At 40.0% G+C, this 19,463-nt stretch carries 15 protein-coding genes; 7 read left to right on the forward strand and 8 right to left on the reverse strand.

Annotation, left to right across the window (positions count from 1 at the left end; all coding sequences use genetic code 11):
- The gene (locus tag R3E32_04280) at nucleotides 1-1,473 is read right to left on the reverse strand and encodes a hypothetical protein (GenBank protein MEZ4883936.1); all 1,473 of its coding nucleotides are present in this window, start codon (nucleotides 1,471-1,473) and stop codon (nucleotides 1-3) included.
- A 209-nt stretch (nucleotides 1,474-1,682) separates the two neighbouring features.
- On the opposite strand from R3E32_04280, the gene R3E32_04285 reads away from it, so the two are divergent.
- From R3E32_04285 to dinB, 4 genes are all read left to right on the forward strand, one after another.
- Nucleotides 1,683-2,753, forward strand: a complete 1,071-nt coding sequence (locus R3E32_04285; GenBank protein MEZ4883937.1) for a T9SS type A sorting domain-containing protein — start codon at nucleotides 1,683-1,685, stop codon at nucleotides 2,751-2,753.
- Between the two features lie 263 nt (nucleotides 2,754-3,016).
- Nucleotides 3,017-4,201: a DUF4347 domain-containing protein gene (locus R3E32_04290; protein MEZ4883938.1), complete on the forward strand. Its 1,185-nt coding sequence runs from the start codon at nucleotides 3,017-3,019 to the stop codon at nucleotides 4,199-4,201.
- 168 nt (nucleotides 4,202-4,369) lie between these two features.
- Complete coding sequence (locus R3E32_04295; protein ID MEZ4883939.1) at nucleotides 4,370-5,884, forward strand: alpha-amylase family glycosyl hydrolase; 1,515 nt, start codon at nucleotides 4,370-4,372, stop codon at nucleotides 5,882-5,884.
- Between the two features lie 187 nt (nucleotides 5,885-6,071).
- On the forward strand, nucleotides 6,072-7,151 hold the full coding sequence (gene dinB / locus R3E32_04300) for a DNA polymerase IV (protein ID MEZ4883940.1): 1,080 nt from the start codon (nucleotides 6,072-6,074) through the stop codon (nucleotides 7,149-7,151).
- Nucleotides 7,152-7,517: 366 nt separating this feature from the next.
- On the opposite strand, the gene R3E32_04305 is transcribed toward dinB, so the two are convergent.
- The 3 genes from R3E32_04305 to R3E32_04315 form a co-directional block, all read right to left on the reverse strand.
- Nucleotides 7,518-7,808 carry a hypothetical protein gene (locus R3E32_04305; protein ID MEZ4883941.1) on the reverse strand — a complete coding sequence of 97 codons (291 nt, stop codon included), beginning with the start codon at nucleotides 7,806-7,808 and terminating at the stop codon, nucleotides 7,518-7,520.
- Between the two features lie 81 nt (nucleotides 7,809-7,889).
- Nucleotides 7,890-8,669: a 5'/3'-nucleotidase SurE gene (gene surE / locus R3E32_04310; protein ID MEZ4883942.1), complete on the reverse strand. Its 780-nt coding sequence runs from the start codon at nucleotides 8,667-8,669 to the stop codon at nucleotides 7,890-7,892.
- A 226-nt stretch (nucleotides 8,670-8,895) separates the two neighbouring features.
- On the reverse strand, nucleotides 8,896-10,206 hold the full coding sequence (locus R3E32_04315; GenBank protein ID MEZ4883943.1) for a Glu/Leu/Phe/Val dehydrogenase dimerization domain-containing protein: 1,311 nt from the start codon (nucleotides 10,204-10,206) through the stop codon (nucleotides 8,896-8,898).
- A gap of 382 nt (nucleotides 10,207-10,588) precedes the next feature.
- Here R3E32_04315 and R3E32_04320 point away from each other — a divergent pair, with 382 nt between their 5' ends.
- The 3 genes from R3E32_04320 to R3E32_04330 all read left to right on the forward strand — a co-directional run bounded on the left by R3E32_04320 (nucleotide 10,589) and on the right by R3E32_04330 (nucleotide 13,542).
- Nucleotides 10,589-11,764, forward strand: coding sequence for a formimidoylglutamase (locus tag R3E32_04320; GenBank protein MEZ4883944.1), 1,176 nt, complete (start codon nucleotides 10,589-10,591; stop codon nucleotides 11,762-11,764).
- Between the two features lie 212 nt (nucleotides 11,765-11,976).
- Nucleotides 11,977-12,447, forward strand: a complete 471-nt coding sequence (locus R3E32_04325) for a hypothetical protein (GenBank protein ID MEZ4883945.1) — start codon at nucleotides 11,977-11,979, stop codon at nucleotides 12,445-12,447.
- 363 nt (nucleotides 12,448-12,810) lie between these two features.
- The gene (locus R3E32_04330; protein MEZ4883946.1) at nucleotides 12,811-13,542 is read left to right on the forward strand and encodes a carbon-nitrogen hydrolase family protein; all 732 of its coding nucleotides are present in this window, start codon (nucleotides 12,811-12,813) and stop codon (nucleotides 13,540-13,542) included.
- A gap of 36 nt (nucleotides 13,543-13,578) precedes the next feature.
- Here the strand turns inward: R3E32_04330 and R3E32_04335 are convergent, their stop codons facing one another.
- The 4 genes from R3E32_04335 to R3E32_04350 form a co-directional block, all read right to left on the reverse strand.
- Nucleotides 13,579-14,793: a lactate 2-monooxygenase gene (locus tag R3E32_04335; GenBank protein ID MEZ4883947.1), complete on the reverse strand. Its 1,215-nt coding sequence runs from the start codon at nucleotides 14,791-14,793 to the stop codon at nucleotides 13,579-13,581.
- A gap of 10 nt (nucleotides 14,794-14,803) precedes the next feature.
- Nucleotides 14,804-16,258 carry an ATP-binding protein gene (locus R3E32_04340; protein MEZ4883948.1) on the reverse strand — a complete coding sequence of 485 codons (1,455 nt, stop codon included), beginning with the start codon at nucleotides 16,256-16,258 and terminating at the stop codon, nucleotides 14,804-14,806.
- Between the two features lie 163 nt (nucleotides 16,259-16,421).
- Nucleotides 16,422-17,897, reverse strand: coding sequence for a DUF1254 domain-containing protein (locus R3E32_04345; GenBank protein ID MEZ4883949.1), 1,476 nt, complete (start codon nucleotides 17,895-17,897; stop codon nucleotides 16,422-16,424).
- A gap of 208 nt (nucleotides 17,898-18,105) precedes the next feature.
- Nucleotides 18,106-19,074, reverse strand: coding sequence for an alpha/beta hydrolase (locus R3E32_04350; GenBank protein ID MEZ4883950.1), 969 nt, complete (start codon nucleotides 19,072-19,074; stop codon nucleotides 18,106-18,108).
- Between the last annotated feature and the right edge of the window lie 389 nt (nucleotides 19,075-19,463).

Consider the following 19,463-nt stretch of genomic DNA (forward strand, 5'->3'; position numbering starts at 1 on the left):
CTAAAACCTCAATCCACCCACAATCTGCCCCAACCATTGCTGTCCATAAAAAACGCTGGCAGCGTTCACCTGTTTTTTCCATCGCTTCAAATCCTGTTTCGATTTTTTGTGGATAATGTGCATATCCCCAATGAATGCTTGATAAGTGTCTATCTCCGCCATCAATATCTTGATTAACTTTCGTAAAAAATTGATAAACAAGCGATAAGAAGCGACTTTGTTGGCTGCAATTTTGTCCTTTTGATCAAAAATGTATTTGGTAAAACTGTTCAGAAAGTTCTCCAAAACCTCCAATTCCTTCAATTCAAAATAACTTTTCGCCAACAACAATTTTTCCCCCAATTTGTAATACACATCCGAACTATTGCTTTCCAAAAGCAAATCCAAAACCTGCTCGTAGTCTTTTTTTGCAAAGTGTAAGTTGGCAACATTCAGCAAATAAGCATCCTGTCGAAACGATGCAGGAATGATTTGAGAGTGATGGGCTTCAATAAAATCTGCCGCCCAATCAAATTTCTGCAATGCCAAAGCCACCGTCACCACATTTTTGAAAACGCTGTGGTGCAAAGGCGTTTGTTTGCCCAAAATGCCCTGCTCCAACTGCCTGCTATACAATTCAAAAAGTTCATCGTAATATTCATCAATCGGAAATACATGTTTCACCGAATTTTCCAAGTAGGTGTAAAAAGCCCTCATTTCAAAGGCGTTGAACTGACCGCCATATTCTTCTACCAATTCCTTCAATCGGGCGTAATGCTTGTATTCTGAAGGATGTAGTTTCAATAACAATGCCTGCCGATACAAGGCAATCGCTGGAAGATGTTGCCATTCACTTGCGTCTAAAAAGGCAAAAATTTCCTCCTTCAATGCATAATCGTACTGAATTTTTACGATTTGTTGACGGTTCAACATCTGACTCCAATGCTGCAATTTCTGCAAAAGGTAATAAACATCCAAAGCATTGGTCATGGCTTGTAGGTTGATGTCGCCCGTTCTATCATCCTTTTGGCTTTGGAAATTTGCCAGTGTTTTTTCCATCCAAAATTGACGTTCATAATATTCCACATCTTTTTCCAAAGCTTTACCTTGCTGTTTTTGAAGGCGTTGGTAGGTGCTTTCAAAATGTTTGGGTAGCGAAAGATGTTGGTAAATTTGTAGTAACTGCAATTGAAACTTGCCCTTGTCTTTCTCCACAAATTCATGCACCAAAAACTTTTCTGTGAGCTTGAACAACTCAGAATTGAGGCGATTGAGTTTGGGTTTGTCCATTTTTTGATGCGGAAAAACGGCTGCAAAGGCTTGTTCTGCGGAGCAGTGTTTTTCGTCAAAAGTGGGATAATGGTTTTTCAGGAAGTAAAAAAGCGCAATTAGTTGTTGGTTCTCATTGAAATAAGGTGATTGCAGAAACTGTTCTAACTTGTTGATTTCGTTAGCATCAAGCCGTTGAAGTAAAGTGATTAATTTTTTGTGCATTGTACTCGTTTTTTTCTATTTGAAAACCAAGAGAGCAAGCAGAATGTTTTTGATTGAACAAAGCACAGAGGCTTCGAGGCACATAGATTTTGGTAATCAATAATTGGGGTTTCATCGTATTGATAAAATAAATTTATGGTTATCACATTTTTATATCTTGTTTCTCACTTCCCGCTTCTTTCGTCCAAAGTCTAAAAAAAGATACATCCATGAAAAACTACCTCAACGCCATCCTATTTTTTTTGATACTTACCTCCAATGTTGTGTCTGCCCAAACTGAACCTACGTGTGAAGCCGCCAATATTCAACTGCTGTTTTACAACCACAATGACGGAAATACGGCAATTGGCTTGGGCCTGAGTTTGGAAGAAAATACGGTAAACTACCAAATTGTGCATGAATATGTCATTGGAGAAGAAACTATTGTGCAAACACTCCCCGCCAATGATTTGGAAATTGTTTTGAATCTCGACCCACTTGCCTTGTACCATCAATTCACTGTCGAAAGTTTTTGCAGCAACGAATTGCAGCAAATTGGGGCTTCTTTGGTCTTGGATTTCACCTACTCAGACATTGATTTGAACTGCCCGATTCCCACCAATTTTGTCATCGAATCGCTGACCAACAATGAGATAATCTTGACTTGGCAGGCAGTTGAAGGAGCTGAATCCTATACAATTGCTTATGAGCCAGAAATTGGAGGTGAAATGACTTTTCAAACCACAGAAACTTTCTTCAAAATTCCACTACAAGCCGTTTGCACCCATACTTTTCAATTGTCCTCCAATTGCAGCGACAAAAAACAGTCTTTGGTGGCTAAAGGTGCCATCAGCCAAATTACGGTCGTGACGGTAGATGATGTGAAAAAAGACATTCAAACTTGCTGCGAAACTTTTTGGATGGACGTTCAAAATGCACATCGATTGTTGTGCACAGCGCATGGTGATTTTGGCGCAAACAAAATTGCATTTACCAACGTGCATATCAACATCATCCCGATAGATAGCTGTTTTACAAATGTCATTGAAGAAAACCTTACTGCAATAAAAATCAATGTATTTCCCAATCCTTTTGTCGAATATTTGGTCATTGAAGGAAAAAATATGCCTTTTGAAGAAAGCGTTTTGATGGTTTACAATGCGAATGGCGAACTCGTTTTGCAGCAAAATTTTCTCACTTCAAGCCTGTATTTGAATACGAAAGATTTGCCGCAAGGCATTTATTTTTACCAATTGAAGCAAAAAAAGCAAAAAATAAGCGCAGGAAAACTGGTCAAATAGTGAAGTCCGACCGATTATCGCTCTTTTGGGTAATCAAATTCGCCCTTTTTTACACACCTTTTGCAGCTAAAGTGCTGTTTTTCAACAAAAATACTTCCCTATCTACCCTCCGATTCTGTACCTGAAAAGTAATAGGTTTTGGATGACAATGATGGTAAATTTGTCATTGTCAGTTAGATATAAAGTAAGAGTCAATGGTCTTAGGCCTATTGTCCTTCTACTTTTATCACAATATTTTATTAAACCTCAAAACCTTTTAACAAATGAAACACGTAACATTTTGTAAAAATCAAAAGTCAAACTTTTCTTTTTCTGCGATTCTTCAACGCCTCCTTTTCTTGTGTGTGATAGTTGCAATCGGATTAAGTAGTTGTGAAGAAGAATCTATGCCTGAACCCCAACCTGAGCCTACTCCAACAGTCGAAAGAAAAAACTTGGATGTATTGGATTGGCCCAAAGCCCTCGAAGATTGCATCACCGATGCAGAAAAAAAAGCCGTCCGTAATGGTACAAAAACCTCTTATGAAGTTTGGAACGCCATGAAAAAAAGATGTCCGAATGTAGAAAAATATGATAATGGTTATTTGTTGAGTCGTTTGGCGCATTTTCCCAATGCAGCTTTGGTATCGAGCAAGCACGATTTGAAGGCTGAACTCTGTAAATTTGCCGACAATGCCAAGTGTTGCATTGATACACTGACGATTATGGGACATGGCACGAATGGAAAAATTTCGGTAGGAGATGGTCAAGTGACCGAAGAATGTAAGTACATCAATGGAAATACGGAAGATTGGCTGACCGTTTTGGAAGACAAATTGAAGAAAGCACTTTGTGATAGTGCGGTTATTTTCTTGAATGGTTGCGATGTGGGAAGTGGTGAAAAAGGCTTGAAGAAAATGCAGTTTATTGCCAATAGATTTAATGCGACAGTCATTGCGCCCACTCGATGTGTCTATGGCAACGAGGATTTAGACGATTTGGGTGATGACATTCGGATAGTGCGTCCTGGTGACACTTCAACGGACAACAAAACACAGGAAGAAACCGACAAAAAAAGTGCGGATAAAAAAGGCAATGAAATGCAGCCAAATAGCCAACTGCCATTGCAGAAAGAAATCATTGCTTTGGGAATATATCCGCCTAATTATGATGCGATTCCTACTTTTGACAATGACTTTGCCTTACCGATTCACGATCCAACTTTGATACAAGCTTTGCGTTTTGAAGCCTTCAATTTGGGCTATGCACTGTTGCAAGAAGTGGGCGATGGAACCGAGGCTTCGGCGGTGTGGGTGATTGCGTATGAGGATGGCACGATTGAAGTAGCGCACAACATTTTTAGCAACTATCTTTTTGCTAAAAATACGTCCGACGGAACGATGTATTTCCAAGTAAATGCGTTTGGACGACAGTTGATTCAGCAAGCGATGGAACTGTCGGTGAATTAGGATAATTTTTTTGACTGAGCAGATAACCGAAATTTATGAAATTTCGGTTATCTGTATTTTCCTTTGTGGTGTTTTTACCCTACAAACTAAAATTACCAAAGAACAAAAAAATAAAAACTCTTATCTTGTGAACACAATTTCATTCAAAACACAAAAAATTAAAAATCAATGAAGAGTTTTTACATTGTTCTTATCTGTTTGTTGGTAGGTATAATCTTTCTTTTGGCTGCTTGTCAAAACGCTGCTAAAGAGAACGCCGAGGGAACGTCTGCTACGGCTGATACGCCAATAGCAGCTCCTGCAATCGAAAAACCCCTTGTTCCAGAATGGCACAAAAACGCTACTATATATGAGGTGAATCTTCGACACTATACGGATGAAGGCACTTTCAAGTCTTTTGAATCTCACATTCCAAGATTGAAGGAAATGGGAATTGATATTCTTTGGTTTATGCCGATTCACGAAGTTAGTGTAAAAGAGCGCAAAGGAACATTGGGAAGCCCTTATGCTGTAACCGATTACAAAGGAGTGAATCCTGACTATGGCACAATGGACGACTTCAAACAGATGCTCAAAGCCATTCACAATGCAGGTATGCACTGTATCATTGACTGGGTGCCGAACCATACAGGATGGGATAACAAATGGATTACAGAACATCCCGATTGGTACACACAAGACGAAGACGGCAATGTGATTGACCCAATTGACTACAACACAGGTAAATCTTGGGGTTGGACAGATGTAGCAGACCTCAATTATGACAACCAAGAAATGCGAGCTGCAATGATTGACGCAATGACTTTTTGGATTAAAGATGTTGGTATTGATGGTTTTAGAGTAGATGTAGCACATGGTGTGCCTGTCGATTTTTGGGCGCAGGCTTCGGATTCTTTGTATGCTATTCGCCCGCTATTTATGTTGGCAGAGGCAGAAGTGCCTGCCATTGTGAACAATGGAGCCTTTGTGATGGATTATGGCTGGGAAATGCACCACTTACTGAACGAGATTGCCAAAACACAAGGGGCAAACCGCAAAAAAGGAGATAAACTGGTGCAAGGCAACAAGGTAGAAGGTGAGGAAGCTGAGGAAGTCAAGAAAAATGCTTTGGACATTGACGCAATGTTGGCGAAAAAAGCCAAAGATTACTCCAAAGGTTATCAAATGCAATTCACCTCCAATCACGACGAAAACTCCTGGTCAGGAACTGAATTTGATCGCATGGGAGCTGGACACAAAGCTTTTGCAGTTTTAACCGCTACCTTCAATGGTATGCCATTGGTTTATACAGGTCAAGAAATTGGGATGGACAAACAATTGGAGTTTTTTGAAAAAGACTTGATTAATTGGGAAAAAGGCGATAAGAGTTATACCGATTTTTACAAAACCTTGTTGGATTTGAAGCACAGAAACAAGGCTCTTTGGAATGGTGAATATGGCGGAAAATTGGTCAAAATCCCTACAGGCAATGACGAAAATGTGTATGCTTTTACACGTGAAAAAGACGGTGATAAAGTCGTGGTGATTATCAACTTATCGGCTGCAAAACAAAAAGCCAAATTGGAAGGAACTGATTATGTGGGTGATTATACCAATGTGTTTTCTAAAGCTGCAATGGGTTTGACCGAAGGAATGGAAATGGAATTGAAGCCGTGGGATTATGTAGTGTTGTCTAACAAATAGAAGACTTTAGATGAAAGACTTCGGAAGTTTAATTGTTTAAAAGATTCAAAATTATTGAATTAACAGCTTATTTTTTAGAGAAAAACTTCCGAAGTCTCCTTTCATAGATTTTGTCAAAGAACCATTTGTATTGCTTCTAAGGATTTTGTGTAGGATATTTTAATTTTCATTCGACCCTAATTTTAGTATGTATGAGTCACCGAATCACCGAAAAATCATCCACATAGACATGGATGCCTTCTACGCATCTGTTGAGCAACGGGACAACCCTGCTTACCGAGGTAAGGCATTGGCAGTAGGTTGGGGAGGTGATAGAGGTGTGGTGATGACAGCGAGTTATGAAGCACGAAAATTCGGGGTGCGTTCTGCGATGCCTTCTTCAGTGGCGAAGCGCAAATGCCCCGAATTGCTTTTTGTGCTACCCAGATTTGATGCTTACAAAGCGGCTTCACGTCAAATTCGACAAATTTTCCACGATTATACGGATTTGGTGGAGCCGCTTTCTATTGATGAAGCATTTTTGGATGTGACTGATAACAAAAAAGGCACCCTCTCAGCTACTTATGTGGCTCAAGAAATTAAAAACCGCATTTTTGAAGAAACCAATCTTACTGCAACAGCAGGTATTTCCTTCAACAAGTTTCTGGCAAAAATCGCTTCGGGAATGAACAAACCCAATGGTTTGACGGTCATTCACCCCAAAGATGCCGTTGCGTTTGTCGAAACTTTGGCGGTCGAAAAATTTCATGGAGTCGGCAAAGTCACCGCCAAAAAGATGAGCAATTTGGGAATTCTGACTGGCAAAGATTTGAAGGAATGGACAGAAAAGGCTTTGATACAACACTTTGGAAAAGTTGGAGGGCATTTTTACCGAATATCCAGGGCCATTGACGAAAGACCTGTTGAACCGAACCGTGCCAGAAAATCGGTGAGTGCGGAAGATACTTTTGCAGAAGATGTGACGGAGTTGGAGGTAATGTTGGAGCAATTGCAGAAGATTACCGAGATTGTAGCCCAGCGCATGAAAAACACCGCTTCGTTTGGCAAAACGGTAACGCTCAAAATCAAATACCACGATTTTCAAATCCAAACCCGCAGCAAAACCGTTTATTATCCTCTTCAATCTTATGAGCAAATCTTCCCAATTGTAGAATTTTTATTGCAGCAGCCCGAATTACCGACCAAATCGGTGAGGTTGTTGGGGGTAGGCATTTCTAATTTGCAGGAGGAAGAAGCCGAGGGGGTGCAGTTGGTGATGGATTTATAGATTCGTATTAATGTTCTCATTAGACCTGTTCGACTATAAATTATAGGAATTTATGTAAATTGCAAAAAAAAGGAATGATGAATTACCGACAAATAACTACAGAACGTCAATTTAAAGATAATTGTTTATTTGTAACAAACAATCTATTTATTGCACGTAACAAATTTAAAACAAATAAATGATTGGTTGCCATAGTCGTGCAAGTCTAATGAATAAACCTGTCTTCTATATTAGATATTTTGATTGTATAGTAGCCTTCTTCAAAAGGAATAATTGCTCTTATAGATTGGTTGGATTCGTCTATTATTACTTTTTATGAAACGGAGAGATGTTTGTTATAAAAAGAGACTTGATAACTTGCATTTTCTACCGCAAAAAACTATCCCAAAAATAAATAATAATTCCTATTACTATCAACATCGTTCCTGTAACCAACCCACGCATTGCCAATCCTCTTTCGTATTTGTTGAAAAAGTACATGGGAATCGCATTGGCAACGACTGCTGCTATACAAATAAACTTCAATGTAAAACCACCCCAATCTTCTACAATGTAGTTGGACAGTACATAACTCAGTCCTTTCCACACAAAAAAGAACAAAATAGTGGTGGCAATGGCAGTTGTAATGCCATTGAAAAAATTGTCTTGTGAATCCATTTTTTATGATGGTTTTATGGTTGAATGCTTTTATGCTGTTTTTGAGCAAACCAACAATAAAGCAGTATGACCATATAGCAATTAATCAATCCCCTCCCAATTCTCCTTCAAAAAGGCAATGCCATTGTAGGCCGTCAAATCGTGTTGAACAGGCACAACCGACACATATCCTTCTTCCAGCGCATATTCATCCGTATCGTCTCCTGCGTCTTCGTTGGTGAATTTTCCCGACAGCCAATAGTATTTTCTGCCTTGTGGATCAATGCGTTCGTCAAATTCCTCACTCCAATTTGCCTTTGCTTGCCGACAAATTTTGATGCCTTTTATTTGCTTCTCGGGTAGATTAGGAATGTTTACATTCAGTAGTTGATGGTCCAACAAACCATTGGTCAAAACTTGGTCAATGATGATGCGTACATATTTTTTGGTAACCTCCATGTTGGCATCCGATCGGTAATCCAAAAAAGAAAAGCCAATCGCATTGATGTTTTCCAGCGAAGCCTCCATTGCAGCCGAAAGTGTTCCCGAATAAATGATGTTGATAGAAGAATTGGAACCGTGATTGATACCCGATACACACAAGTCAGGTTTTCGGTGCAGCACTTTATCCGTTGCCAATTTCACACAATCCACAGGCGTTCCCGAACAAGCATAAGCTTCTACTCCTTCAAAAATATCTACTTGCTTCAATCGCAGGGGTTTGGTGATTGTGATTGCGTGACCCATTGCAGATTGAGGGCTATCAGGTGCAACAACTACGACCTTTCCAAACTCTTTCGCCACTTCAATCAATGCCCTAATACCTCCCGCCGTAATGCCGTCATCATTCGTTACCAATATAATTCGCTCTTTGTCAAACATTTTTTCTCTTGTTTATCAAATTTATTGAAGCCCAAAATTACGCCAAATAAATGAATAAGGGTTGCCAATAAAATAAAATCCCGATTTAGACTTTGGAAGTTTATTCCTAAATGGATATGCAATGTGTGAAAATCCGTATGCTCTCAAAAGAAAGCTTCCAAAGTCTTGCTCTTCAATACAAACAATCACCAACACTCCAACACCTTAAAATCCCAACACAAAACAATCAAAAAGCTCTCAAATCTGAATCAGTCACTTTTACTTTAGGATAGGTTTCCTGCATCGTTCTTTCCAAGGCAATGTAGAGTGCATTGCGGGTAATTTGTTCCTTCGCAGTACTTCTTTTGAAGACTTCAAACATGGCATCTCGAATGGTGTTGGAAGCATCTGCAAAAATAGCTTCATCCGTAATTTCCACATTTTCCTGCATCAAATAAGCAAACAGGCGAGCCATCGCACAGTTGGCGATAAAATCTGGAATCAAACTACAATGTTCATCCACAAACTGTTGCGTTTTGCCGTAAATCAAATCTGTATCTACAAAAGGATTGTTCGCACCACACGTCACCAGTTTCAAACCACCAACCAAAAGACGTTCAATGTGTTCTTTTTTAACCAAATTGGAGGCTGCCCCTGGAATAAAAATATCGGTAGGCATATCCCAAATTTTTGCATCCGCTTCTTTAAATGATTGAGTAGTGACAATATCACTTGGAAGTGCATTGTTTTTTCGCTGCAAAAACAGCTGTTTCACCGTTTCAAAAGAAAGCCCATTCTCGTCAATGATACCGTGGTGTCGGTCAATAATTCCCACAATTTTTGCTCCTTCCTGCGCCAAATAATAAGCTGCCGCACCTGCCACATTCCCCCATCCTTGTATGATTACCTTCTTGTCTTTCACATCCGAACGCTCATAGATGTCGTAAAAATGGCGAGCAGATTCTGCCACTCCATAGCCTGTCATCAAGTCGGCAATGTGGTATTTTTGAGTACTGGAAGAAGGGGTAAATATTTGATTTTCTACTACCTTAGAAACACCTTGTCGCAACTGACCGATAAAATGAATTTTGGTATTTTTGTGCGGATTGAAGTGTCCATTCACCACACCCTCTTGCGGATGCCAAAGTCCCAAATTTTCGGTAATGGGAATCACATCCTTCAATTCGTCCACATTCAAATCGCCTCCTGTGCCGTAGTAATTTTTGAGTAAAGGAAAAACTGCTTGAAACCATCGCTGCAAAACGCCTTCTCTGCGTGGGTCGTTGGGGTCGAAATTGATACCCGATTTTGCACCTCCAATGGGTGGACCAGAAACGGTGAATTTGATTTCCATAATCTTAGACAATGCTTCAACTTCTGCCTTGTGCAAGCCTTTTCGCATCCTTGTACCACCGCCTGCAGCACCACCTCTCAGCGAATTGATAACTACCCATCCCATCGCTTCCGTTTCGGTATCGTGCCACTCAAATACAATCGCTGCTTTTTTGTTTTTGAATTTATCGAGCAGGGTTTCAAACCCATTTTGCAATTTTTTCATACAAGCTATTTGTTTTTAGGCGGCAAAGTTACGGCTTTGCAGTAGTTAAAGACCTACCGACCTATTTTAATTTTACAAATCCTTTGGAACAAATGAAAATACAGGCTATTTTCATTTTCACTCTAGCGATGGTTGTTTATCATAGTAAAATTCAATACTTTTGAAGAAAGACAAAAGACTTCAAAACAAAAATACCTTAACACCCCTAAGTTCGATAATCCTCATACAGCTTTGAACAAGAATCGTTTACAGAAAGAAATCTCACTTAATACAGGCATATTCTTTTTCGTAGCCGATTCTTGTTCAAGGATTTACGTGAATAGTGACCGAAAGATAGGTAACACATTAACACCCCAATACACTAACACAATCCCTAAAAAAAATGCTCGAAGATTTTTTAAGCCCCATTGACATCAGTTATATAGTAGAACCGCAGCAATACGCCAAAAATCAATGGGGAAATTGCATTGAGAAACACATAGATACACTGCCCGATTGCAGTGAAATAGACATTGCCATCATTGGAGTGGAAGAAGACCGCCGAAACCACGGCAAAGCAGGCTGCAAAGAGGCTGCAAATGCAGTTCGTTTGGAACTTTACAAGTTGTACAAATGGCAAAAGCGTTTCAGAGTAGCCGATCTGGGCAACATCAAGGCGGGGCGCACACAGCACGATACCTACATTGGAGTCGGTAGGGTAGTAGAGGCATTGCGGGCCGAAAAAGTCGTTCCCATCATCATTGGAGGCACACATGATGTCACCTATGGTCAGTTTTTGGGCTATGGCAGTCAGTCGTCTGATTTTGTGAACATTGCCGTATTCGACCAAGAAATAGACCTCTTTTCGTCGCAGCGTCATGCCATGGGGCCTTACTCGTTTCTCTATAAAATCTTGACCCAACAACCCAACCTCTTCAATTTCAACCTTGTCGGTTTCCAACATTTTTTGGTCGACCCCAACATCGTCAATACCTTAGAAGACCTGCATTTTGAATGTCACAGTTTGGGGCATATCCGCAACAATATTGAAGAAGTCGAACCTATTGTCCGAAATGCCGACATAGTTTCTTTCGATATTTCTGCCATTCGCCAATCAGATGCACCTGCTGTTGATCGCTTGAGTGCCAATGGTTTTTTTGGAGAAGAAGCTTGCCAGATAGCACGTTATGTGGGATTAAGTGACCATGTTTCCTCCTTTGGTTTGTATCAGTTCAATCCTATTCTCGATCAAAATGCCCAAACCGCCAAATTGGTGGCACAGATGATTTGGTATTTTGTGGATGGATTTTATGGACGCAAAAACGATCATCCGAGCGCATCAAGTAAAGGCTTTTTGCAGTATATCGTCAACTTCAAAGAAAATGAACACGAAATTGTGTTTATCAAAAGCAAAAGAAGTGACCGATGGTGGATGCGTGTACCCGTTTTGAAGTTCAAAGGCGAACTGCAGGAAGAACGTTATGAACTCGTTCCTTGCTCTTATTCGGACTACGAATTGGCCTGCAAAGAGGAAATTCCCGATAGGTGGATGCGGGCGTATTTGCGGCTTTCGGTTTAGGAACGTCAATAAAATAATTTACCGATTTAGACCTTTGAAGTTTTGCTTCAAAGGCTCTGTATTGCATTGAAAATCAATATCTTTCAAAGATTAAACTTCAAAAGCCTCAACATCAATGTGGAAGTAATTTTGTTGGCGAGTCTTAGTTAAATCTATATCCAGATTATTCTAAAAACGTACCTTTGCTTTTTTTTAAAATCAAATAAAATAACATGAAAGACATTCGAATGTTGGTAAAATCAGTAGCATTTTTATGTTTGCTGACGCTTGGTTTGGTTGGTTGCAATAACTCCAACTCAAATGAATCGGAGGAGCAAACCAAAACGGAAACAGAGCATAAGGATGAAATAGTAACTTCTCAAAAGAACTACTGCTTTCGGAATGAATATCCGCATGAAGGAAGCGAAGATAAAGATGTGTTAGAGCTGCAAATAGAGGTAAAGGGCAATACTGTCACAGGGGCATACAATTGGCTTCCAGCCTTTAAAGATCAAAGAAAAGGAGCTATTCGAGGCATGTTGGAAGACAGTATAATTAAAGGAGAATACAATTTTCAGCAGGAAGGCACAACGGAAACAGTTCGCATAGAGATTGCTCTGGAGGATGACAAAGCGGTAGTGAAAGGCGGCGAACCAGCATTGGGTTTAGAGGCAACGATTCAAAAGGTGGAATGTGCGAATTAACTGATTTTCAAAAAAAATCTCCATAGCAGTAGTTTACAAAATCCCCTGCTATGGAGTTTCAAAAAGTGACAAATGGATGCCAAAATAGAAAAGTTAATCATAGCCATCAAGCTAAGGTTTGCTTGTTTCTCATACAGCATTGAACAGGAAGTTTTAATAAAAAAGAAGCACACTATACACATAAACTATAAGAAAGCTCCCTTTCTATTATTTGTTCTTGTTCAAGACTTAATGCTTATGTTAATTACTAAACTTGATGGCTATGAAAAGCTAATCAAAAGACTGAACGAATCCTTCAATGGAAGTCCTTTGTTTGGTGAATCACTCATGACACAATTCAATGGTGTTTAAAATATTGTAAATATGAAAATTGCTGTATGTCAGGCTTCAATGTATTGGACGATTGAAGAAAATGTAGAAAATATTATACAATGGATTCGGAAAGCTAAAAAAGAGGAAGCGGATTTGGCCGTTTTTATGGAATGTGCAATCACTGGCTATCACCGAAAAATGCCTCAAACAGTTAGCTCAAAAAGCCTTGAAATTGCCCATCAGAAAATAAAAACTGCTGCAATGGAAAACCAAATTGCAGTAATCGTTGGTACTCCATTTATCAAAGCCGATTCTCTTCAAAGCATCTTCAACAGTGCTATCTACTTCAATCCCAACTCCAAAGGCTATAAAATAACCTCCAAAATTGGACTTACGGAGACAGAACTCCTTTTTTTTACCAAAGGACAAAAGAGAGAAGTCTTCAAAATCGGCGACCTCAATATTGGCATTGTTTTTTGCAGAGAGATTCAAGATGCAAAGGAACTCATTGAAGATTATCACAATACAAATCTCAACTTACTTCTTTGGCCCAGTTATATCAAGTGGGATAGTGAACTGGAATTAGGTGAAATAGATTATCTCGAAGCAGGCTGTACTCTTTCTCAAAAACTGAACGTTCCCATCTTAAACATCAATGCTGCAAATTCTTTGAATGACTTATCTTTGAGAGGCTTAGGCGCAAGTGTGTTTGTACGGAATGGAGAGATTGTATTTACATTGGCGGAGGATGAGGAGGAATTGAAGGTTGTTGAATTGCATTAATTTAAAAATTAATTATTTTTAAGTAATATTTAGTTATCAAACCAAACACTCTCCTCCTATCTCCCCCAAATCCTTGCACCCCGCCAAAGCCATCGTAAACTCAAACTCCGCCATCAAATTCACCAAAACCTCTTCCACGCCCTGTTGTCCTGTAATCGCCAAGCCATAAGCATGCGGGCGACCCACACAAACTGCCTTTGCACCCAAAGCCAAAGCCTTGAAAACATCTGCGCCTGTCCGAATCCCACTGTCCATCAAAATCGGTATATCACTGCCCGCCTTGCGAACTGCTTCCACCACCTTCGGTAAAGCATCAATTGCAGCAATCGCACCATCTACTTGCCGCCCACCGTGATTCGAAACAATGATGCCATCCATGCCGTATTTCACCGCCAAAGCACCATCTTCAGGATGCAAAATTCCCTTCAACAAAATCGGCAAATCGGTCACAGTCCGCAAAAAAGCCAAGTCTTCCCAAGTGATAGACGGACGGGAATAAATACCCGTAAAAGCCTGCACCATTTTGAAGGTTTCTGCATCTACACCAGGTACTTGCAGCGCATCCGCTCCAAAATCCATATTTGCCACAATCTGCCTAAAAACGGGATCACTTGTATATTGAGCAATGCCTTGACCTGTCAAAAATGGAAGGTGCATCAAGTCCAAATCTTGTACCCGCCAACCCAACATTGTCGTATCCAAAGTCACCGCAATTGCAGTGCATCCACAGCGTTCAGCACGTTGTACCAAGCTCTTTACCAAGTCATTCGATTTGCTCCAATACAGTTGAAACCATCGAGGGCTGTCGCCCATATCTGCGGTGATTTCCTCCATCGAGTAAGAAGCCTGATTGGAGATAATCATCGGAATACCCAATTTTGCAGCAGCTCGACCCACTGCTTTATCGGCTTCGTCATGCACCATTTCCAATACGCCAATCGGGCAGGTCAAAATCGGGGAGGGGATTTTGACTCCAAACAATTCCGTGCTTGTATCTCGCACCGATACATCCCGCAACATTCGAGGGTAAATGCGGTATTTGGCAAAAGCATCCGAGTTTTCCCGAACGGTATCATCTGTACCTGCTCCGCCAATGATGTAGCCGCCTGCCTTTGCAGTCATTTTCTCTTTGGCAAGTGCTTCCAGTTTTTTGGGGTCAAACGGAACAATCGGTTTTGCGCCCATCATGCCTTTGATGTAGATTTCACCTTGTCTTGCAGGGGCGGAGAGTTTTGTAGAATTGTTGGACATTGGTTTTATTTTAACTTTTCGATTCTTCCTTAAACAGCGCATCCATATCAATACTTTGCTGTATCAGTGAGGTGCTATATTTGTTTTCTACCAAACCAAAAGTGGTTATCATTGTCAGAAAAAGCGATTTGGTAAATTTCGTACTTTGCTTAAAAATAGTTAATTTGGTTCGCAGTTCATCAGCGTAATTTTTATTAATCACAAAAGGGTATTGAGAAAATTTGATTTCACATATATTGATAACATTGTCGCCTCTATCTATGACCAAATCTATTTGACTACCCATATTACCTTCTGTTCCTGCTTTTCGCCACGAAGATTCTTCTGTGTAAATTCCACTTATTCCCAAGGCTGCTTTGATTTGTGGAATGTGAGCCAAGCACAATCTTTCAAAAGCAAAACCACTCCAACTTTTCCAAGTGCTTTGTTCCGATTTTTTTATCCAACTACCCGTTCCGCTTGCTCTAGAGTTGGCAATGAACTTGAGATAAAAAGCTGAATACGGGTCACTCAGTTTGTAAAGTGCCAATTTTAGGTTTTTTCCTATGGGCAAATATTTTACGATGAAACCAGACTCTTCTAAACTATCAAATATTTTGGAAGTAGTTCCTCCTGACGAAAGTTTTGTCGCTTGTATCAGTTCTTTTCTTGTCAAACCATTGGGTTTCTTTGCCAAAGCTTTTATCACATTAATATACCTTTCTGCCTTGTTGAATAGACCTTCGTACAAATTTATGAATTCATCTCGCAAAAGCCCATCTTTGCTAAAACACACCTCATCAATAATTTGAGTAGCACTTTTCCCTCTTTTCACTTCCTTCAAATAGTGAGGAATGCCCCCCATTACCATATACAATTGAAGCAAATCGTATCGTTCTAACTGAATATTTCTACTTTTTAGATAGGCTTCGGTTTCGTATAAATTAAAAGGCAATAGTCTGATTCTCTTTGTGATTCGATTGTGCAACCCCCCTCTACTCTTGATGATATTTGAAATCATCCACGATGCCGCTGACCCACAAACCAAAACAATAATATTTGCTCTCTTGGAAGCCCAACTATTCCAAAAATTTTCTAAAGCAGATAAAAAACCAGATTTGCTGGTTGCCAACCACGGTAGTTCATCAATAAACACCACCATTTTATGCTTGCGCTTCAATCCTTCCAAATATTGCTGTAAAATATAGAAAGCTTTGAGCCAAGTTTTGGGTCTTGTCGGAATTTGTGCTGTTCCGCTCAGTTTAGAATTCAGTACATTCATAAAATTCTCCAATTGCAGGTCTTTCCCCGTTTTATTCAGACCCGTAATCGAAAAAACAATCTCTTTCTTATAAACTGTTTCTACCAAAAAAGTCTTGCCTACTCGCCTCCTGCCATATAAAGCAACAAATTCTGCTTCTTCTGACAACAACAATTCTTGGAGGATAGACTGTTCTTTTTCTCGTCCTATTACTCTTGCAGTCATAGCCCTTATTTAGTGAAAATAATGCTTACAAGATAAAGTTTTTTAACGAGATAATCGTCCAAAACTGCCTTTTTTTAGGAGTTTTGGACGATTATCTATTTTGATAAACAGCCAGAACCTATTTTTTTGACGAGTTTTGGACGACTATCTCACTTCAATTCTACTATTCTACTGGAACTACAAAGGGAATTTCCCAATCTCCATTCAGCACTTCCTCTTTCGGCCAATACACCCTCAAAGTCAAAGAAAAAGCTCCTCTTTGGGGAATTGGCAACCAATTGGATAAGTTTTCCTTTGAAGGACTTTCTGACTGAATGTACAAATCCAAAGACCCATCTTTGTTGTACTTCAAATCATCTCTATCTCCTAAAGCAAAGCGATTCAGCTCATTTTCGACCAGAAACTCATCGGCATTGTAAGCGGTCAAAGACCAAAAAGCACGAGCAGGAGGTATTTGGTTGGCTTCAAAATGAATTTGATAGTTGTTTTGGGCATCTAAGGGTTTGTTATTGGCATCTAAGGTACAATTGGGGTAAACAGCATCTTCTGGAATACAAGCCCCCAATGCAATAAAGTCAATATAGGCTCTCCGCAAATAATCTGTTCCATAAGTACCAATGCCTTCACGTACAAACATCCATCCATTGGTCAGCAAACTTGTGTCGGGATTGGCACGTCTTTCCTCCATTTTTTTGTGGATAAAATTAGGCAGAGCATTCAACTTGGTTTTCAAAACAAAGTCATCAGGATTCAAATTGAAGGACTGACCTGCCACCAAACCAATTTTTGCCATTTTTTTCACGATTGCAGAATCCGCAGCCGCAGGAGGGTTTTGCACCATCAGTTCTGTCATTCGATTGAAATAGGTGTTTACATCCAATTCTCGAATCGTTTTGACAGGCACAATGTCTTTGTTTTCAGGTTTGACTATTCCGATTGGAGGAGTGTAATCTTTTTTGCCATAAGCACTTAGCGGGACAAGCTTCATGCTATCTTGAATAGCCCTCACGACTGTTGCGCCGTCTTCTGGATTGTTGACTTGTATTCTGCCCAACATCCAAACCATCTCCGTAGGTGCTTGTATCAAATCGAAACCTTCGGGTGTTTCTCCTTGCCAATTGGGGCCAGCAATCAAGATGGTCTGTGCCTCTGTACCTGTGGTACGAGTGCCAGGTGAAGCAAAAACATTGAAATAGGCATCCAACATTTGCAGCAAATAATAACGCTCTGTTGCAGGCATGGACAAAACTTGAGGTTCTGCCGCCAAATCCAGCCAAGCAATTGAGTAATAAGTATCTACATTCGGTTTGACCACAGCCGTCAATGTATGGTCGGGAAACTTTCTAAAATGCCCCAATTGATTGACAGGAGCGAGAGGTCTAACAGGATGCGGTTTTTCTACGTTCGTTGTGACTCTTTTGGTCAAGTCCATCAAAACCAAAGGGTAGCCATAGATGTAGGCTTCTCCCACAATCTTCAACAGTTCATCAGAGGCTATATTTTCTTGCCCCGATGGGGTTTGAATAGTAACGGTATCACTTTGACAAGAGGTCAATCCTAAAAAAATAACAAAAAATAGGAATTTGCTGAATTTGAAGTTTTGGTGAATCATATTTAATCTGTAAGATGTTTGGCTCATGGATACTTTTAGTGGAGCAGTCAAAGACTTTTGTAGTTTTCTTTTGAGAGCATACTGATTTTCAAACATTCCATATCTTTAAGGGTAAACTACAAAAGTCTCATTACACTAAAATCTTCGATGAACCAGATGTTTTATGTTTTGTAATTTTGATTTTCAATTTTTCTCGAACTTTGAAGCCATTTTTTTGTAGATCACCAGTCACTAATCAACCAATCACTTTCTTATAAAACGCCCCCACATATTCCACCCATTTCTCTGGACTCCCTATTTGGCAAAAATGCCCCAAACCCTCCATAACCGTCAATTTAGCATTCTTGCAAACATTCTTTTTGAGGTAAAACGCCATTTCGATCTTTGCAACGGCATCTTCATCCCCCCAACAAATATGCACAGGCAGTTTGGTCTGCGCCAAAGCGGGCAACCAACGGGTCTTTTCAAAGCGTTTTCGGTCGTTCAAGTACTTGATGGTCAGGTGGGTTTTCTGGCGACCTTCCTGCAAATTGTTCAATTCCCAAAGAATGTCGATTTCTTCATTAGACAAATTTTGATTGCCGTGTGCGCTGCGAACTTGTTGGTTGAAAAGCTTGAAAGTCGTGAGGTTCTTCAACAAATGCCCATAATTGGAGAGCAAGATTTTTTGGGTTATCCGCAAGTCTGCCAACTCCAAAACCATGCTTCCATTGGTGAAGGTCAAACTTTGCAGCCCTTCTGAAAACCAAGCGGGCATCAGCCCATTTTCATGTCTTGCCACAATCTCTGTCGCCACACTATCGCCCATATCGTGTGAAAGCATGTGTCCTCCTTTCACCCCAAAATGTTTCCACACTTCAAAAACCGTATCTGCTTGCTCAAAAAGGGAATAGGTGTAGTTTTCGGTGGGTTTGTCGCTCAGTCCATAACCCAACATATCAAACAAAATGATGCGGTCAAATATCTGCAACATTCCCTCGACTACTCCATGAAAAGAATAAGACGATTCTGGAAAACCATGTATGAGTAGCAAGGTTTTTTGAGCCATTGCAGCAGGGTTTCCCAACTGTTTGACAAATAGTTGGTGGTGGAAAGGGCCGTAGGGGATGTATTCGCCCGAATTTTTCCAAGAGGTAAGTTGTGGTGACATGGTGTTTGTTTTGGAGGTGAAGATAAAGAAAGAAATTTGGAAACTTTTGGACATAGAAGAATGTTTTCAAATCAACTCTCATTACAAAACGAATAAACCAAGATAACAATATGGATTCAATTAGTTTGGGTGCATCCCAAATTGTCGTAAGGTGGTGTCGGTACGCTGTACCTTTTATTGACTCCTTCAATAATGTCCTACAAACAGGGTCGGAACTACGCTCCTAAGAAATTGCGTATCAGGAGCATAGCTCCGACTCTGTTTGTAGAGTGTGGAAGATAAAATGTTTTGAGGTGCGTAGCATCGTCACCAGTTGTCAAATAATTTTTCAAAATATGACAATTTGGGATGCACCCTGATTTGATGGGAGCATTATCGCAGGATAGGGAAACCAAATTTGAATGCGATTTGTTTATTTGCTAATTGATTACAATCTTTTTTAG

Source organism: Chitinophagales bacterium (assembly GCA_041392475.1).
Taxonomy (GTDB): domain Bacteria; phylum Bacteroidota; class Bacteroidia; order Chitinophagales; family UBA2359; genus JAUHXA01.

Excerpts from the sequence above, each read along its gene's own strand:
- R3E32_04280 (MEZ4883936.1), bottom strand. The coding sequence starts at position 1,473 with ATGCACAAAAAATTAATCACTTTACTTCAACGGCTTGATGCTAACGAA.
- R3E32_04285 (MEZ4883937.1), top strand. The coding sequence starts at position 1,683 with ATGAAAAACTACCTCAACGCCATCCTATTTTTTTTGATACTTACCTCC.
- R3E32_04290 (MEZ4883938.1), top strand. The coding sequence starts at position 3,017 with ATGAAACACGTAACATTTTGTAAAAATCAAAAGTCAAACTTTTCTTTT.
- R3E32_04295 (MEZ4883939.1), top strand. The coding sequence starts at position 4,370 with ATGAAGAGTTTTTACATTGTTCTTATCTGTTTGTTGGTAGGTATAATC.
- dinB (MEZ4883940.1), top strand. The coding sequence starts at position 6,072 with ATGTATGAGTCACCGAATCACCGAAAAATCATCCACATAGACATGGAT.
- R3E32_04305 (MEZ4883941.1), bottom strand. The coding sequence starts at position 7,808 with ATGGATTCACAAGACAATTTTTTCAATGGCATTACAACTGCCATTGCC.
- surE (MEZ4883942.1), bottom strand. The coding sequence starts at position 8,669 with ATGTTTGACAAAGAGCGAATTATATTGGTAACGAATGATGACGGCATT.
- R3E32_04315 (MEZ4883943.1), bottom strand. The coding sequence starts at position 10,206 with ATGAAAAAATTGCAAAATGGGTTTGAAACCCTGCTCGATAAATTCAAA.
- R3E32_04320 (MEZ4883944.1), top strand. The coding sequence starts at position 10,589 with ATGCTCGAAGATTTTTTAAGCCCCATTGACATCAGTTATATAGTAGAA.
- R3E32_04325 (MEZ4883945.1), top strand. The coding sequence starts at position 11,977 with ATGAAAGACATTCGAATGTTGGTAAAATCAGTAGCATTTTTATGTTTG.
- R3E32_04330 (MEZ4883946.1), top strand. The coding sequence starts at position 12,811 with ATGAAAATTGCTGTATGTCAGGCTTCAATGTATTGGACGATTGAAGAA.
- R3E32_04335 (MEZ4883947.1), bottom strand. The coding sequence starts at position 14,793 with ATGTCCAACAATTCTACAAAACTCTCCGCCCCTGCAAGACAAGGTGAA.
- R3E32_04340 (MEZ4883948.1), bottom strand. The coding sequence starts at position 16,258 with ATGACTGCAAGAGTAATAGGACGAGAAAAAGAACAGTCTATCCTCCAA.
- R3E32_04345 (MEZ4883949.1), bottom strand. The coding sequence starts at position 17,897 with ATGAGCCAAACATCTTACAGATTAAATATGATTCACCAAAACTTCAAA.
- R3E32_04350 (MEZ4883950.1), bottom strand. The coding sequence starts at position 19,074 with ATGTCCAAAAGTTTCCAAATTTCTTTCTTTATCTTCACCTCCAAAACA.